Below are 16469 nucleotides of genomic sequence, written 5' to 3'. Positions count from 1 at the left end.
TTAAGGAGTTGAAGCATGTGGCTGATAAAAACGAGATACTGGCACAACACATTTTAGATGCAGTCGGCGGTGAAGAAAATATTGTCAATAGTACGCATTGTGCTACACGATTACGTTTAGTATTAAAAAGATCAATTCCTGATGCTAAACAAAAGGTATCAGAGATCGAAGGTGTTGTAACAGTCGTAGAAAATAACGGACAATTCCAAGTCGTTATTGGTAACAATGTTGGTGAAATCTTTAAATCTTTTGAAGAATTAACTGGTGAACGTCAAAACGATAGCAATGATCATTCTGATAACAAAGGTTCTATCCTCAATAGGGTCATTGCAACCATGTCTGCAGTATTTGCACCATTCATTTATATTTTAGCTGCAGCAGGTATTTTACAAGGCTTATTAATTGTCATAAATCTTATTATTCCATCGTTTAAAGACACAGGGACTTATGAAGTATTTAACTTTATGTCCTGGGCACCTTTCACTTTTTTACCAATATTTATTGCTATGACAGCTGCTAGACATTTCAACGTCAACGTCTATATCGCTGTCGCTTGTACTGCTGCACTTGTTAGTCCTGATTTAACTAGCATAATCGAAAGGATACAGGATGGAGAAGCAATCAAACTGTTCGGTATCCCCTTAACAGAAACAAGTTATACGTCTTCTGTTTTACCACCACTATTCTTAGTATGGATACTATCTTACGTTGAAAAATATTTGAATAAATGGATTCATGATGTGGTTAAACCTTTATTCACACCATTTTTAAGTATTGTCATCATGGTACCAATTACATTACTAGTTATTGGACCTATCACAACAATTGCTGCACATGGTATTGCAGGAGGCTTTAATTATCTTGTAGACGTCGCACCATGGTTAGCAGGTGCCCTTATTGGTGGTTTATGGCAAGTATTTGTCATTTTCGGAGTACATTGGGGTATTACGCCTATGGTACTAGCTAACTTTGAACAATATCAAAGCGATGCCTTCCAAGCTTTCCAAACTATTGCTGTAATTTCACAAATTGGTGCTGTTATAGGTGTCTTAATCAAGGCTAAGCGTACAGAAATTAAACGTGTAGCTTCATCAGCAGGTATTACAGGCATATTTGGTATTACCGAACCATCAATATATGGGATTAACTTACGCTTCAAAAAACCATTTATTATCGCTTGTATAAGTGGTGCCATCGGTGCTTTTATCGCTAGTTTCTTTAATCCTAAATACTATGCATATGCTGGTTTACCAGGACCTATTACAATTGTTAACGGTTATAGTGCTGATAATCCTTCATCAATTTGGGGAATTATAATCGGATCAATGGTTGCTATACTCTTACCGATTATTTTAATTCAATTTTTAGGATATGGGGACGATACAACTGAAGAGGTTGATAATAAAACCGACCCAACAACTAATGTTCAAAACACAGACGCTCCTTTAGAAACGATCGCCTATGCACCTATTGATGGACAAATCGTATCGCTTTCAAAGGTCAACGATCCTATATTTGCTGAAGGTATGATGGGAGAAGGTATAGCTATTAAACCTGAAGGTCAAACCGTCCATGCCCCTTTTGATGGTGTTGTAAGTATGGTTGCAGTCAGTAAACATGCTATAGGGATTACTTCTTCAACAGGAGTAGAACTATTGATTCATGTTGGTTTAGACACTGTTCAATTGAACGGAGAAGGATTCAACATTTTAATTAATGAAAACGACTCAGTACAACAAGGTCAACAGATATTAAAATTCGATAAAGCCTTACTTGATTCAAAAAATTATGACAGCATTATTCCTGTTATTATAACTAATTCCGCTGAATTTAGTGAGACTATAGCAACAAAAGAATCAAACATAACTACAAACGATGAATTACTCACTATCATTAACAAATAATAATCTACTAGGAGGCAATTAAAAATGACAAAATTACCAAAAGACTTTTTATGGGGTGGCGCTCTCGCTGCCAATCAATTTGAAGGTGGCTATGATCAAGACGGTAAAGGGTTAAGTGTCATAGATGTGATGACCGGTGGCGCTCATGGTAAAGCACGTGAAATCACTCAAAATGTAGAAGCTGATAAATATTATCCAAATCATATTGGTATCGACTTCTATAATCGCTACAAAGAAGATATTGCTCTATTTAATGAAATGGGATTGAAATGCTTACGTACTTCAATCGCTTGGTCTCGTATTTTCCCAAACGGTGATGAAACTGAACCAAATGAAGCAGGTTTAAAATTTTATGATGACCTATTTGATGAATTATTAAAATATGATATTGAACCGGTCATCACATTATCTCACTTCGAAATGCCCTTACACCTAGCACGTGAATATGGTGGTTTTAGAAATAGAAAAGTAGCAGACTTCTTTGCACATTTTGCGGAAACAGTATTCACTCGTTATAAAGATAAAGTTAAGTATTGGATGACATTCAATGAAATTAATAACCAAATGGATACAGACAACCCTATTTTCTTATGGACCAACTCAGGCGTAATTGTTGAGGAAAATGAAAATCCTGAAGAAGTTTTATATCAAGTTGCCCATAATGAACTTATCGCTAGCGCAAAAGCAGTTAAAATTGGTAAAGAAATCAATCCAAACTTTGAAATTGGTTTAATGATTTCTCATGTGGCAATCTATCCTTACTCATCAAATCCTGAAGATATGATGGAAGCAGTTAAAGCAAATCGCCTACGCTTCTTCTTCCCTGATGTACAAGTACGTGGTTATTATCCAAGTTACGCAAACAAAATGCTCGCACGTAAAGGTTACGACATAGGTTGGCAAGATGGTGATGAACAAATTTTAAATCAAGGTACTGTGGATTACATTGGCTTTAGTTATTACATGAGTACAGTTGTTAAACACGACGCTGAAGCATACACTGGTGAAAATGTTACAAACGGCGGGTTAGCTAATTCAGTGGATAACCCTTATATTCAACAAAGTGATTGGGGTTGGGCAATTGACCCGACAGGTTTACGTTACACGTTAAATATATTATATGACCGCTATCAAATTCCATTATTTATAGTAGAAAACGGTTTCGGCGCAGTAGATGAGATAAATCATAATGGAGAAATTAACGATTCATATCGTATTGAATATTTAAAAGCGCACATTGATGCTGCTATTGCTGCTGTTGATGAAGATGGCGTTGACCTTATAGGCTATACACCTTGGGGCATTATAGATATTATTTCATTTACTACAGGTGAAATGAAGAAACGCTATGGCTTAATATACGTAGACAGAGATAATGAAGGTAATGGCACGTTAGAGAGGAAGAAAAAGACATCCTTTGATTGGTATCGTAAAGTTATTGAATCAAATGGTGAATTGTTAGATTAAATATATGCAGAATAAAAAGGACCGAAGCATAAATATATGTTTCGGTCCTTTTTATTATTGTTTAAACTTACTTAATATGTGTAATCCATAGGCAAAAATACCATATCCAGCTAATGTACGTAATACCCATTTCAATGTATGATTAGGTACTAATTTTTCAGTTGCTATGATAGCTGGTATAAAAGTACTAAAAGAATATAATCCAAGTACTTTAATATATCGTTTTTTCATTTAGACACACCTCTTTTCACTCCCTATTATATCTAAAAGAGTGGTGTCCCAACTGCGACATTTTTAACATTTCTTTGACTTTTATGCTTTTAGTTATTTTCAACTACTTTTGCCAAGTTGTCAAAAGTACTATTCATACCTGCTTCAACACCCATATCCAACAACTGTTGCGCTGCTTTAGGATCTGGTAATTCGGCTGTAGATTGAAGCGTTGTAGTACCATCATCATTCTCTGTCAGATGAATGATATTATGCATACCTGCCATCTTTTCATCTATATTTCCATCTTTATCAGCAAAATAATCATTATAGTCAATTTTTTGGGGTTCAACAACGTCGTTATACTGCGTCACTGTATAACTTGTACCTTGAGGTGCACGGATTGCAAAAAATGCACCACCTCCCGTTTGTACATCAAATTTATATACTTCTGTGGTAGCACCTTGGGGGTGAAACCATTTTTCAAACAACGATTGATCCGTATAAGCGTTAAATATTTGTTGGGCTGCTGCTTTAAAGTCTCGTGTAAAAATGATTTTATTTTCGTCTTTTTGAATACTCATTTAAGATTCTCCTTCATTCATAATGATATATGATGTGATAGCTTTAACTTTAGCATCCTTACTGTGACTTTCAAATTTAAAAATGTCTGTAAAGTACACTATTGAGCCATCTTGTGCTATTTGAGTTCCATGTATCGCGCCAACTTTTCCATGTGAAAGATTATCCTTTACTTCTAGAGAGGCAATATTAACTTGATGATCTTCAAGCTCTTTATAAAAGTCATCAAAGCCTTCTAACTTAAAGCTACCCGGAACTTCCCATACAAAGTCATTGGTAACTAAGTTTGATAATTTCTTTTTATCAACTGTCGCTGAAGCGATTATAAATGTTAACATTGTCCTTCTCTTTGGCGCATTATCACAAGACAAATCACCTGTTAACTCAAATGGAACTTCAAAGTTCGTTTCATTTTTAAAATTCAAATCATTCGCTTTTAATGCTTCTTCAAGAAGTTCAATCGCTTTAGGACCAACTCCATGAATGCCTAGTAGGGTAGTACGCTCGTATTTAGATACCGCTTCTAATGACTTCACCCCTAGATTATGCAAAGCATTAGTTGCTGGTTTACCTATCTTTGGTAAATCTGTGGACATAGCATCGACCTCCTCTTTTATGCTTACTATACCCAAATTCGTAACAATTAATTTCCACCTCAACTATCTTATTATAAAAGATAGTTGACAAACCTAATTTCCTTTACTATCTTATATAGTAAGATAGTGAGAAGAGGGATGTCATGTCAGTTTCAAATCAAATGATGAAAGGATTGTTAGATGGTGCAATTTTAGGTCTAATTGCTCAAGGAGAAACTTACGGCTATGAAATTTTAGACAAATTGAAATCTCAGCAATTTCCTGAAATTAGTGATGGTAGTATTTATCCCGTATTATTAAGATTAAGTAAAAAAGGATATATAACTTCTATTTCAAAAAAATCAAATACAGGTGGTCCACAACGTAAATATTATAGTATCACAACAGAAGGCAAGGAAGAATTATCTAATTTTATTCACAAGTGGAACTATTTAAATAATGGTATGAACAATTTAATGAGGAGTGTTTATGATGTTAAGTAAAAAAGCAGAAGATTTCTTATTAAAATTAAGAATCGAATTATTATTTCGTGGGAAAGATGAAGATGAGGTAAATACAATTGAAGAGGAATTACGGGACCATATTACAATTGCTGAAGAAAATAATGAAAATATCGACACTCTATTAAACACACCTATTAAGTCTTACGCAGACAAATTCTCAACACATTTAAATATGACACAAGGTTTGTTCAAATATATTTTATATTTCATATCCTTCATGTTTATTATGACGACAATTCCTAGAATGTTAGATAATTCTTTTCAGTTAACGGTTGCTTTAATTTGTTATTTCCTCTTTATTTTTTTGGGGTCATTTATCTTTATTTTATACTTTGCCAAAAAAGTAATTATGCGCTGGGGAGACAGTAAAATCACTTATACTATTATTGGAATTTCATCTGCAGCTATTTTTGGTATATATGTATTAAGTGAATACTTATTACGCAACTACCCACTTTATATAATTTGGTCACCTAATCAAACAACTAATTTCACACTAGGATTAATACTCTTATTATTAACAATGCTGACTTGCTTTATTTTAAAACAAAAATTTTATGCTGGTCTTATTCTATTGTTATGCATACCCAATCTGATTGGTACAGTATTTACAGGTGGTGACTTTACGAACAAAAACTATGTAATTATTTCTTCAATTGTCTTACTGATTATATCTTGGAGTTTTATCATTTATACAATTATCAAATATTATCGCGACAAAAAGTTAAATGACCCAGGTCAATCGTAAGTATAAGTGAGAGAAGATAAGTTCGAACTACCGCGAACCATCGAGCAAGCATGCACAGTCAAAATCATAAGATATTTATATAAAAAGGACTAATCCGGATTAAAAAAACGGATTAGTCCTTTGTTTTGAGAATAAGTATTTTTACTATGACTCATTCTACTATATTTAAAAACTGTATTAGTCTTCTAAAGCAAATTCTAAACTTACTTGGAATAATACATCTTTACCAATCATAACGCCACCTGTTTCAAGTGCTTGGTTAAATGTAATTCCGTATTTTTCACGATTAATTTTACCATTAACGATAAATCCAGCTGTTGTAGCACCATTTAATGGATTTTTACTTTGGCCTTCATATGATAAATCAAAAGTTTCTTCATTGGTTACACCTTTAATCGTTACATTACCTGTAACAGATGAATCATCCACTTTTGTTAATTCAAATTTAATTTCAGGATGGTTTTCAACATCTAAGAAATCTCCACTACGTAAATGACCGTCACGATCTTCTACACGTGTATCAATTGAATTAGCATTGATAGTAAAATCACCTGATAATGAACTTAAATCATTTAAGTCACCCTCTAAATTTGCATCAAATTCTGTAAATCTACCTTTAATATTAGATATCATTAAATGTTTAACCGAAAATTCAACTACTGAATGTGCTGGGTCAAAATTAAATTTTGTCATTATAAATATACCTCCAAAGTCTTTAAGTTTTATTGATATATTAATTATATCAACTATATAATATATATCAACCGTAAAAGCTTATTTTCTTTGTTACTTTAAATTTTATTCCCTTTAAATAGAAATTTATGCATTCAAAATATAAAATTTAAATGTAGGTATAATGATTTTTAGTGCGCCAACATCTCTTCTTTGATTTCAGTTTTCGTTAATTTTTCAGGGTAATAAGTTGGCCAGTTATCTAGTTCTTTCAACACTTTATCTTTGTCGTTACCTGTAAAAATATGGAAGTGTCCTGTCTTCTTAGGCGCTATATTATGATCACTAAACTGAACATATTTTGGTAATGCTTTATTATTATCTACTAATTTATATGTGTATCTAACGCCTCTATTACCTTTTTCATATTTCAAAATATCTTTACCATCGTAACTATATTTTCCAGTTATATCTTTACCATTTTTGTTAAATGTAATTGTATCGTCAGTAATTTTTATCTTATCAACATCTGTTTTATACCCTTTATCGTAGTATGCCTTATATGCTTTAGTAGTCATAGAGTCATCATCTTCAGCTTTATGTTTCATCACTTCGTCTAAAGTGCCATCTTTGAGATAAGGATAAACCGATTGCCAATCTCCTTTATAATCAGATAATGCTCTATCTTTAACTTGTTTATCTTTAAAATAACCATCAGAAATAGCCTTATCATGTTTTGATTCATGCTTATCATCATCACTATGGATATTGTCACTTAATGCTTTATCAATATTTTTAATATTCTCTTTCATTAATTTTTGATAAGTTAAATTTTCATCTTTTTGCTGTTCTTTATTCAATGATTCCATATTATAGAATTTTAATGGCTTCGCTGATGTTTCTTTTCTTATAGTATCTGTCACTTTATTAGATACATTATCTTCGTATAATATATATTTGGCACCTGATGCTTTGATTTCTTTGACAATTTTAGTAAGTGCTTTTTGTGATGGGTCTTCTGCATTCATATTCTGAACGCCTTTTTGAACAAAGCCATATCTATCAGCTAGATAACCAATAGATTCATGTGAAATAAATACAGTGTTGCCCTGTTTCTTACTACTAGTTTCTTTCATCTTCTCATCTATGTTTTTTAATTCTTCATTTAATTTTTTGTAATTTTTTTCATAATACTTCTTGTTATCTGGATCTTTTTTAATCAATTCATCTTTAATTGCTTTTGCAAAAACTTGATTATATTTAGGGTCTAGCCAAACATGTGGATCATACCCACCATGATGATGGTGTTCACCCTGTTCGTGTTCATGCTCCTCTTCATGTTCAGATTCACCGTGACTATGTTGATCAGTGAGCAATTGTGATTTGTCTAATTTATTTTCTAAAGATAATTTCTTGTCATCTTTTTTAATTGTAGCTGCAACTTTTTTTGCAACAGGATCTAAATTATCGCCAGTATAAACGAATAAATCCGCTTTTGAAGCATTTATAATATCCTTTTGCGTTGGTTCATAACTATGTAAATCTGTACCCGCTGGATATATAGACTCCACTTCTACATGTTTGCCACCAATCTCTTCAGCAAATGATTTTAAAGGAAATACGGTCGTATTAACTTTGATTTTTTCGTTTCCCTTATCAGAATCAGCTTTGCTACACCCTGCTAGCACCATTACTAAAGCTATCAAGCTAAACATGATATATGTATATTTTTTCATTTCTAAACCCCCAAATAGTAATTATTACGATTTATAATTATAAGCTTCTTTTTTCTAAAGTGCAATAGCAAACAGAGAATTAATCGTAACTTTTACGATTAAAAATATATTAAAAAAAACGACATAACTAGACTTATATATCTTAATAAGTCTAGTTATGCCACTCCAAATAAAGCATTTTATTATAAATTTTTGTGATTTTTTGTATACTATACATACAATTATGTTTATTTATCTAATATTTCTTTATAATTTTTAAATTTATAAGGGTCTTCTAATTTTTCACCGCCGACATATACAGTTGGTGCTGTCTCAACATGATTTTCTTTAGCTTGCTGTTGATCTTTCTTTGCAGCTTTCCAAGATTTACTGTCTGTCGTTGTATATTCCTTTTTAATTTTATCTTTCATATCTTGGTTTATCGGTAATTTATCTATTTGATTATCTACTAATGATTTATTAATCCATTCCTTTTCAGAATCTGGCTGTTGCTCAAACATTAACTTTTGAAACGTTAGATATTGATCAGGTGCAACGTGCTGAACCGCGTGACCAGCTCTCGAACCTATAATAGAGTCATCACCTAAAAATGCCATATTTACGAATTGATAATCTACCTTGTCTTTATCGATATATTCTTTTTTTAATTTAGGCATTACATTAGTTTCTACCTTTTTACAGTATGGACATTTAAAATCACCGTATTCGATTATTTTAATTTTGCCATTTTCATCCATTTTATCATCTTTATGTACATGTTGATCACTTGAACATGCTGTGACTAATATCATAATAGCTACTAATCCTATACATAACCATAACTTTTTCATATTCCTATTAGTACACCTCTAACTCGTTATTTTATTGTTTGTTATTCTTCCAGATCCATATTTTCTTCTTTATAGTCTGGTTCATGCTTATGCAAATAACCTTTAGAATTAAAATCTTTTATATATCTAGCCTTTCCATCTTTAAAATTATAAGTATAATAATGAACTTCCTCATCATTTTTTAATGGTTTATAAGCAATTGTAATGTGTTTTCCTTTTTCATTAACGTAGATATTAGCATCTTTTTTATCGAATTTACGCTCGACATCACCTTTATGTTGATTAGCAAGGTTTTTTTGATATTGCTGTTGCTTATTTACTGCCTTATCTATTTTATCAGCATATTTTCCACTGCTACATCCAGCAAGTACCAGTCCAAATATAGCAAATAAAATCAATAACTTCTTCATAGAATAAAACTCACTCCTAAAACATATCTACCTCAAGTAGATATTTTAATATACATTGTCACCATAAATCTTATCATACACCGAATATATAAAATATACTATATTAATCTGTAATTAAACACATGGTTTTCCACCAAAAAGCGTTGCAAAACTTATTATTATAATATTGTCATTTAAGGAGGGAAAACAATGTTATTTGTGGAAATTACTCCTGGAAAGTTCGAAAAATTCACACAAAAACACTTTTCACATTATACCCAAACACGTATAAATTATGAAGCTCAATATAATGCACATTTACTAAGCGTTAAAAATGACGATGGTTCAATATTAGACTTAGCTGCTGCTATTTATATTTATAATGATTATAAACTATATTACCTATCTAGTAGTTCAAATCTTACATACAATGCATATATGGGTGCTTATAAATTACAATGAGAAATGATAAAATTCGCTAAGCCTCACGTTATTGATCGCTATCACTTTTATTGTATTACCGGTGATTTTAGTGATACCGCAATTGATTATGGTGTACTGCAATTTAAAAAGGATTTAACGCGCACGTTGAAGAATATATCGGTGACTTTGTAAAACCTGTCAGACCTGTATTATACAACTTAGGAAAATTAATCAGTAAATTATAACAAGTTAATATGACATAACCAATTCTATAAAAAACACCCATTCATTCTATTAGCTATGTATTACTTAAAGCTTAGACTTGAAAGCCAACTTTTAGCTACATACTAAAGTAATGAATGAGTGTTTTGAGTTATATCATTTAGTCTATTTTATATGTTTAAAACTATTTGGTTATTAATCGAATTTCAATCGCTAATGCTCCATAAGCCAACTCATCTGTTTGTGAGTATATCTGGTAAAGTGATGCTAATTTTTGTGATAGTTGTATATCATTGCTAAAGCCAGTCACTTGATTTGAATAATGATTCAACAGAGCTTGAAACGATGTAAATACTTCGACTCCAATAACCTCAACTGTTATTTGCTCTGCCGATTTTAAATTTGTAAAAGTAATAAAGTCTCCACTTTGTATTTCCTGTCTTTTAGCATCATTCAGTCTCACTTCAATGGTCTTTGTACCTTCTTTTACTAATTGAAATGGTTCATCATTTAATCTCATCGAATGTTCTATAAGGCTCACGCTCCATTATTATAGATTTTCTTGTTCTTGTTCAATTTTACGTTTACTTTTCAACATAAACACGCTAATTAAGCTAATAAATGAAATAGTTACAGCAAACCAAAAGGCTGCATGATAACCACTTAAAAGTGCTTCATGTTGGATTTGCATAGCCATTTCTTTTTTACCCATGCCTTTATAATCACTCATATTAGGTGTAAAGTCTTTTGCTACTTGACTCATGATTGTAATCAAACCTGCTGTCCCTATTGAAGCAGATATTTGTTGCACTGTATTAGTCATAGATGAACCATGGGCATTCATATCACGAGATAATTGATTCATTGTATGTGTCATTAATGGCATTAATCCAAGTGCAATACCAATCATACGAATCGCATAAACAGTTGCTAGTACTGCTGCGGAAGTATTTTCATCCATTATAACAAAGTATGATGTTGTAATTACTACGATGAGCATCCCGATAAATGCTAATATTTTCGCGCCATACTTTTCATATAAGAAACCTGAAGCTACAGACATAATCCCCATGACGATTGCACCAGGCAATAATATCAATCCTGATTGAAGTGCAGAATCATTCATTATATTTTGGACAAACATAGGCAGTACAGTCTCAGAACCTATCATTGATATCATTGTAAATGCCATAATAACAATACCTACTGCAAATTGACTATTTTTAAATACTGAAAAATCAAGTAATGGTGTTTCTAGTTTTGTTTGACGGAAAATAAAAATCGCAACAAGTATTATACCTCCTATTACTGACGTTAAAACAATAGGATCATTCCATCCGTCGCGTGAAATTGAACTTGTACCGTACAGAAGTCCGCCAAATCCTAATACTGATAAGGAAATGGATATGATATCAATCGGTGCTTTCCTATTTGTTCCTACGTTTTTCACAAACTTAAATGCACCTATAAACGTCAATGCTGCAATTGGAGCAACTACATGGAATAATGAGCGCCAATCAAAATATTCAACAAGATATCCTGATAAAGTTGGACCAATTGCTGGAGCCAAACCAATCACTAGACCAAAAGTCCCCATATATTTACCACGTTCATGTGGTTCAAATATATCTAATATCGTTGTCATCATTAAAGGCATCATGATACCTGAACCAAGTGCTTGAACGATCCTTGCACTTAATAAAACTGTAAAATTCGGACTAAAGCCCGCAATTATTGTACCAATAAAGAATACCGAAATTGCTGTTAAAAACACTTGTCTTGTCGAAAAGCGTTGTATCACCATTGCTGATAATGGTATAACGACACCATTAGTTAACAAGAACGCTGTAGTTAACCATTGTACTTGCGTATAATCTATATTAAAGTCCTTCATTATACTTGGTAATGCTGTGGTCAATAATGTTTCATTTAAAAGTCCAAAGAAACCACCAAACAACATCATCAATATCATTATTATTTTAGTTTTTTGAGTCATTTTTCTCTCCTACATTTTCTTATAGTTTAGCCTTTGATAAATTAGCCACATTGGTGCATTATACATATATTTTGAAAATATAACATTAAAAATACTCAAAAATATTGTAATTTTTACATATCATTAATAAAAGTGATAGTTTTTAAATAAATCGTAACAATTCCTATTTACAAAACTGTATATTTCGTCCATAATTACTTCTGTGAAGGAGGTCATAACTTATGAAATTAGATTTACAAACAGCACGACGTAACTTGAATAGCCCAAACATTAAAACGAGAAAACGTGCACGTAAGATTATTCAACAACATAAGCGTGCTAAATAATGCACTCAATCCTTATTTATTACAGATCATTAAATTGGTGGTAATTTCCCTAATCTTAAAACGGATATAAAAAAAGATTTGATAAGCCCAATCTCAATCTTTAAATAATAACTGAACAATCAAATATACAAGTGTTAAAACACATAAAACAGTCCGAGACATGAGATCAATGCCTCGGACTGTTTCACATAAACGTTATTTATTATTTTCACTATAAATAGTACTTATCTATTACTTGTAAATCATCTGTCAATTCATATATTAATGGTGCACCTGTTTTTATTTCATAGCTAATAATATCTTCATCAGATACATTTTCCAAATATTTAATAAGTGCACGTAATGAGTTACCATGTGCCGAAACAAGCACAGTTTTACCATCTAATAGTTGTTGTGAGATTTGATCATTCCAATACGGTATCACTCTTATTAATGTATCTTTCAAACTTTCAGATTCAGGCATAACTCTTCTATCTAAATGTTCATATTTTCTATCATTTAAATAGTCATTTCTTTGTTCTTCACTTTGTTTAGGTGGAGCAACGTCATAAGAGCGTCTCCAAATATGTACTTGTTCTTCGCCAAATTTTTCACGTGCATCATCTTTATTCAGACCCTGCAAATCACCATAATGTCTTTCATTTAGCCTCCAAGATTTTACAACTGGGATAAACAATTGATCAGATTCATTTAACAGGTGAAACGTAGTTTTAATAGCTCTTTCTAGTAATGAAGTATATACAATATCAATTTCGATACCTTGATCTTTTAATTTTTTACCGGAAGTAATGGCTTCATTTTTACCTTGGTCAGATAAATCTACATCTGCCCATCCCGTAAATAAATTTTCAGCATTCCAAACGCTTTGTCCATGTCTACATAAAATTAATTTTGGCATATTATTCCTTCTTTCATTAAATAAAATATAATTCTTCTGTTTTTTACAAAAATGTTACAACAAAAATAATTTATGAAATATATCATAAATGCTTTCATAAAAGCATTTACATATTTATCTTGATTCTCTATATATTAAAATTATAACAATTTACACACATTTTTGAAATAAATGTCTTCTTTTATTCACAAAAGATACTTTATTTTTATTTCATTGTAACCTACGCGCTTTTTTATAGTGTTATAGTTGTAAACGTTGAATTAAGAAATTAAGAATAAGCAAGTAAATACAACAATAACTATAAGAAATATATAAACCTGTATAGTTCATTTTCTGACACAGGTAAAACCAATTAGGAGGATTTTTAACAATGAAAAAATTATTATTAACATCTTTCGCATCGATTACAATTGCAACAACTGGATTGGGCGTAAGCTCAAATGTATCAACAGCTGACGCAGCTGAAACACCTGTACAACAAACAACACAATCAACAAATGATGTATACGATCAATTTATTGAAGCAGGTGGTACTAAAGCTTTATGGGACAATATTGTAATGCCAGAATCAAGCGGTAATCCAGATGCTGTAAATGAATTAGGCTATAGAGGTTTAGGACAAACTAAAGAGTCTTGGGGAACTGGATCAGTTGAAGAACAAACTAAAGGTATGATTAACTATGCCGAAGAACGTTATGGTTCAGTTGACGCAGCAATTGATTTCCGTGTAGCTAACGGCTGGTGGTAAGTATAATACCTAATTTCTAGTTTTAAATAATATAATCAAAGGCTGGGACATCAATCCCAGAAAAATAGCACTCAGATGATTTAATTCAATTCATCTGAGTGCTTCTTTTTTATTCAATATTTCGTATTGTTGCCTCGCTTTCTTAGGAAACGATTTCAGCCTTTAGTCTTCAGCTTGTCCTGTTCCCTCAAGTGGCTCACAAAATACGTCGCATTCATATGTAATTTTATATTGAAATACATTAAAAAATAAGGCACCTCGTTAATTTAGTTTAATAAACACTACTAAACTAAATTAACGAGGTGCCTTGTATATTAATCTTATAACATGGCTCAACTAATATTATCAATTGAAACTTCTGTTTTAATTCACTACAACGCAACATACTATATTAGCTTTTATCGTTGATACTATATACCTATTCAGTTGTATGAGCTTGATAAATGATGTATTTTTATCATAATAATCGGTTTTACTGTATTGAAGCAGGTTCAGGGTGCACATACACAGATGATATGCCTTTATCATGCATATGTTGTTCTACTTTATCACAAATATGGTGCGCCTCTTCTAATGATAAGTCTGAATCTACAACGATTGTTACATCGACAAAAATACTGCTTCCATGATATCTACCTTTAATAGTATGAACATCAATCACTTCTTCAATGTCTAATACATAATTCTTATATGCTTCTAACTCCTGTTCATTAAATCCATCACTTAATGTAAATATAGCCTCTTTGAAAATACCGAAACCTGTATATATAATTAGTAAACCTAAAACTGTTGCTAATAATGTATCAATGATTGGTAAACCAAACTGAGTAAAAACTAAACCTATCGCGGTACCAATACTAACTAAAGCATCTGATAAATTATCTTTTGCCGCAGAATTAAGTGAACTACTATTTGTACGTTTGGCAAGCTTTTGATTGATAATAAAAACGACTAACATAATCACGCCGCTGATAACACTGACATAAATCGTAATCGCATTCGGTGTACTGTGTTCATTAGAAAATATGTTGGGTAAATTTTCTATTACTACTTGAATACCAACAAACATAATAATAAATGAAACCAATAATGATGAAATATTCTCAGATTTCAAATGACCGTAGGGATGATTCTTATCTGCAGGTTTAATAGAAATTTTCAATCCGATAATAACTGCTAATGAGACAATAATATCAGTCATATTGTTGATACTATCAGCTCTTACTGCCGCCGAATCATAAATATACCCTACTATAAATTTCAAAATAGAAAGTATAATATAGACGATTAAACTCAAATATGCACCTTTTTGGGCAAGTTTTAAATTTTCACTTTGTGTCATGTGCTACATCCACCTTAATTGATATTGGATTATATATTATGACCTATCACAAGCATATTTACAACATTTTTTATTATAAAATTATTTAATATTTTTTAGTTAATTATTTTTTTAGCCATTCCTAAATTGTACTGTTAAATTGTGTAAAAATTAAAATCAAAATCTCGAATTTACAAACGCATCTCTAAGTATTTCTAACAGCGTTCTCCTGAATATTTTCTAAAATATAACAGTATTTAATAAAAAAGCATTATCACAGCCCCTCCATAAATACAGCTAGGCAACTAATAATGCTCAGTAATACAATGATCTTTCGTCAACATTTCATTTAATATCAGTCTCTCAATATATATTTAGATAATACAAACGTAATGGGTATAGTAATAATAAGTCCAGCAAATGGTGCGATCACAGATGAAATGTGGAACCATTGTACAAATATATATAGTAAGATGGTTTGCATCCCCATATTAACAACTTGAGTTAATGGGAATTGAATAAATTTGCGCCATGTCGGTTTTACTTTATATACAAAATAACAATTAAGATAATAAGAAACTATAAAACTAACAACAAATCCACTGATATGACTGACTAAATAATTGATATCAATTAACTTTAATAAAAATAAATAAACCACGTAATAATTAAAGGTATTAATACCACCAACAAGAATAAATTTTACAATTTCATATTGTGTCTTGGTTAAATGCATCAATTTTCTCCTTTGTGTGACAATCTAAAATGTCCATACTACAATAAAACATAACTTGTCTACCAACTTGAGATATGTCTTAAAAATATATTGCTTATTAATCAGTATTTTAACATAATATATTGTATTATATATTAAAAATAATATCTTAAATAATGTGCA

The 16469-nt window shown here is 31.4% G+C and carries 18 protein-coding genes and 1 pseudogene; 7 read left to right on the top strand and 12 right to left on the bottom strand.

Features of this window, described 5'->3' with window-relative positions; genetic code table 11:
* Nucleotides 1-17: 17 nt before the first annotated feature.
* Together LG295_RS03095 and LG295_RS03090 are read left to right on the top strand one after the other, a co-directional pair.
* Nucleotides 18-1904 (top strand): beta-glucoside-specific PTS transporter subunit IIABC, encoded by a 1887-nt coding sequence (locus LG295_RS03095; protein ID WP_318832666.1) that lies wholly within the window; start codon nucleotides 18-20, stop codon nucleotides 1902-1904.
* Between the two features lie 24 nt (nucleotides 1905-1928).
* A complete protein-coding gene (locus LG295_RS03090) occupies nucleotides 1929-3371 on the top strand; it encodes a 6-phospho-beta-glucosidase (protein WP_017722755.1) in 1443 nt (480 codons plus the stop codon).
* Between the two features lie 54 nt (nucleotides 3372-3425).
* Here the strand turns inward: LG295_RS03090 and LG295_RS03085 are convergent, their stop codons facing one another.
* The 3 genes from LG295_RS03085 to LG295_RS03075 form a co-directional block, all read right to left on the bottom strand.
* A complete protein-coding gene (locus LG295_RS03085) occupies nucleotides 3426-3602 on the bottom strand; it encodes a hypothetical protein (protein ID WP_017722756.1) in 177 nt (58 codons plus the stop codon).
* An 89-nt stretch (nucleotides 3603-3691) separates the two neighbouring features.
* Nucleotides 3692-4165 carry an SRPBCC domain-containing protein gene (locus LG295_RS03080; RefSeq protein ID WP_107530003.1) on the bottom strand — a complete coding sequence of 158 codons (474 nt, stop codon included), beginning with the start codon at nucleotides 4163-4165 and terminating at the stop codon, nucleotides 3692-3694.
* A complete protein-coding gene (locus tag LG295_RS03075; RefSeq protein WP_107530004.1) occupies nucleotides 4166-4759 on the bottom strand; it encodes a DNA-binding protein in 594 nt (197 codons plus the stop codon).
* Between the two features lie 143 nt (nucleotides 4760-4902).
* Between LG295_RS03075 and LG295_RS03070 the strand changes: the two genes are divergently transcribed.
* Both LG295_RS03070 and LG295_RS03065 read left to right on the top strand, forming a co-directional pair.
* Nucleotides 4903-5241, top strand: coding sequence for a PadR family transcriptional regulator (locus LG295_RS03070; protein ID WP_017722759.1), 339 nt, complete (start codon nucleotides 4903-4905; stop codon nucleotides 5239-5241).
* Nucleotides 5231-6010 carry a hypothetical protein gene (locus LG295_RS03065; protein WP_017722760.1) on the top strand — a complete coding sequence of 260 codons (780 nt, stop codon included), beginning with the start codon at nucleotides 5231-5233 and terminating at the stop codon, nucleotides 6008-6010. Before LG295_RS03070 ends, LG295_RS03065 begins: the two co-directional genes overlap by 11 nt.
* Before the next feature lie 177 nt (nucleotides 6011-6187).
* Here the strand turns inward: LG295_RS03065 and LG295_RS03060 are convergent, their stop codons facing one another.
* The 4 genes from LG295_RS03060 to LG295_RS03045 form a co-directional block, all read right to left on the bottom strand.
* A complete protein-coding gene (locus LG295_RS03060) occupies nucleotides 6188-6703 on the bottom strand; it encodes a YceI family protein (protein ID WP_017722761.1) in 516 nt (171 codons plus the stop codon).
* Between the two features lie 170 nt (nucleotides 6704-6873).
* Nucleotides 6874-8418, bottom strand: a complete 1545-nt coding sequence (gene adcA / locus LG295_RS03055; protein WP_318832663.1) for a zinc ABC transporter substrate-binding lipoprotein AdcA — start codon at nucleotides 8416-8418, stop codon at nucleotides 6874-6876.
* A gap of 227 nt (nucleotides 8419-8645) precedes the next feature.
* The gene (locus LG295_RS03050; protein WP_107530007.1) at nucleotides 8646-9248 is read right to left on the bottom strand and encodes a DsbA family protein; all 603 of its coding nucleotides are present in this window, start codon (nucleotides 9246-9248) and stop codon (nucleotides 8646-8648) included.
* Between the two features lie 41 nt (nucleotides 9249-9289).
* Nucleotides 9290-9658, bottom strand: a complete 369-nt coding sequence (locus tag LG295_RS03045; RefSeq protein WP_107530008.1) for a DUF4467 domain-containing protein — start codon at nucleotides 9656-9658, stop codon at nucleotides 9290-9292.
* Between the two features lie 318 nt (nucleotides 9659-9976).
* Between LG295_RS03045 and LG295_RS03040 the strand changes: the two are divergent.
* Nucleotides 9977-10305: pseudogene (locus tag LG295_RS03040) on the top strand (peptidoglycan bridge formation glycyltransferase FemA/FemB family protein); the annotation flags it as partial.
* A gap of 161 nt (nucleotides 10306-10466) precedes the next feature.
* Here LG295_RS03040 and LG295_RS03035 read toward each other — a convergent pair.
* Nucleotides 10467-10802: an ASCH domain-containing protein gene (locus LG295_RS03035; protein WP_107530009.1), complete on the bottom strand. Its 336-nt coding sequence runs from the start codon at nucleotides 10800-10802 to the stop codon at nucleotides 10467-10469.
* Nucleotides 10803-10832: 30 nt separating this feature from the next.
* Nucleotides 10833-12278 (bottom strand): MDR family MFS transporter, encoded by a 1446-nt coding sequence (locus tag LG295_RS03030; protein ID WP_107530010.1) that lies wholly within the window; start codon nucleotides 12276-12278, stop codon nucleotides 10833-10835.
* A 221-nt stretch (nucleotides 12279-12499) separates the two neighbouring features.
* Between LG295_RS03030 and LG295_RS03025 the strand changes: the two genes are divergently transcribed.
* Nucleotides 12500-12604: a putative metal homeostasis protein gene (locus LG295_RS03025; RefSeq protein WP_107530011.1), complete on the top strand. Its 105-nt coding sequence runs from the start codon at nucleotides 12500-12502 to the stop codon at nucleotides 12602-12604.
* Between the two features lie 211 nt (nucleotides 12605-12815).
* Here LG295_RS03025 and LG295_RS03020 read toward each other — a convergent pair whose 3' ends face one another.
* Nucleotides 12816-13502 carry a 2,3-diphosphoglycerate-dependent phosphoglycerate mutase gene (locus LG295_RS03020; RefSeq protein ID WP_107558795.1) on the bottom strand — a complete coding sequence of 229 codons (687 nt, stop codon included), beginning with the start codon at nucleotides 13500-13502 and terminating at the stop codon, nucleotides 12816-12818.
* Nucleotides 13503-13872: 370 nt separating this feature from the next.
* Here LG295_RS03020 and LG295_RS03015 point away from each other — a divergent pair, with 370 nt between their 5' ends.
* Complete coding sequence (locus LG295_RS03015; protein WP_107558872.1) at nucleotides 13873-14250, top strand: hypothetical protein; 378 nt, start codon at nucleotides 13873-13875, stop codon at nucleotides 14248-14250.
* Between the two features lie 472 nt (nucleotides 14251-14722).
* Here LG295_RS03015 and LG295_RS03010 read toward each other — a convergent pair whose 3' ends face one another.
* Together LG295_RS03010 and LG295_RS03005 are read right to left on the bottom strand one after the other, a co-directional pair.
* Nucleotides 14723-15592: a cation diffusion facilitator family transporter gene (locus LG295_RS03010; protein ID WP_107530014.1), complete on the bottom strand. Its 870-nt coding sequence runs from the start codon at nucleotides 15590-15592 to the stop codon at nucleotides 14723-14725.
* A gap of 334 nt (nucleotides 15593-15926) precedes the next feature.
* A complete protein-coding gene (locus LG295_RS03005) occupies nucleotides 15927-16307 on the bottom strand; it encodes a GtrA family protein (RefSeq protein ID WP_107530015.1) in 381 nt (126 codons plus the stop codon).
* Nucleotides 16308-16469 lie beyond the last annotated feature (162 nt).

It is taken from the genome of Staphylococcus pseudoxylosus (assembly GCF_044794325.1).
In the GTDB taxonomy this organism is placed as follows: domain Bacteria; phylum Bacillota; class Bacilli; order Staphylococcales; family Staphylococcaceae; genus Staphylococcus; species Staphylococcus pseudoxylosus.
Note: the sequence above shows the minus strand (reverse complement) of the source record. Positions and strands in the feature narration are given on the sequence as shown.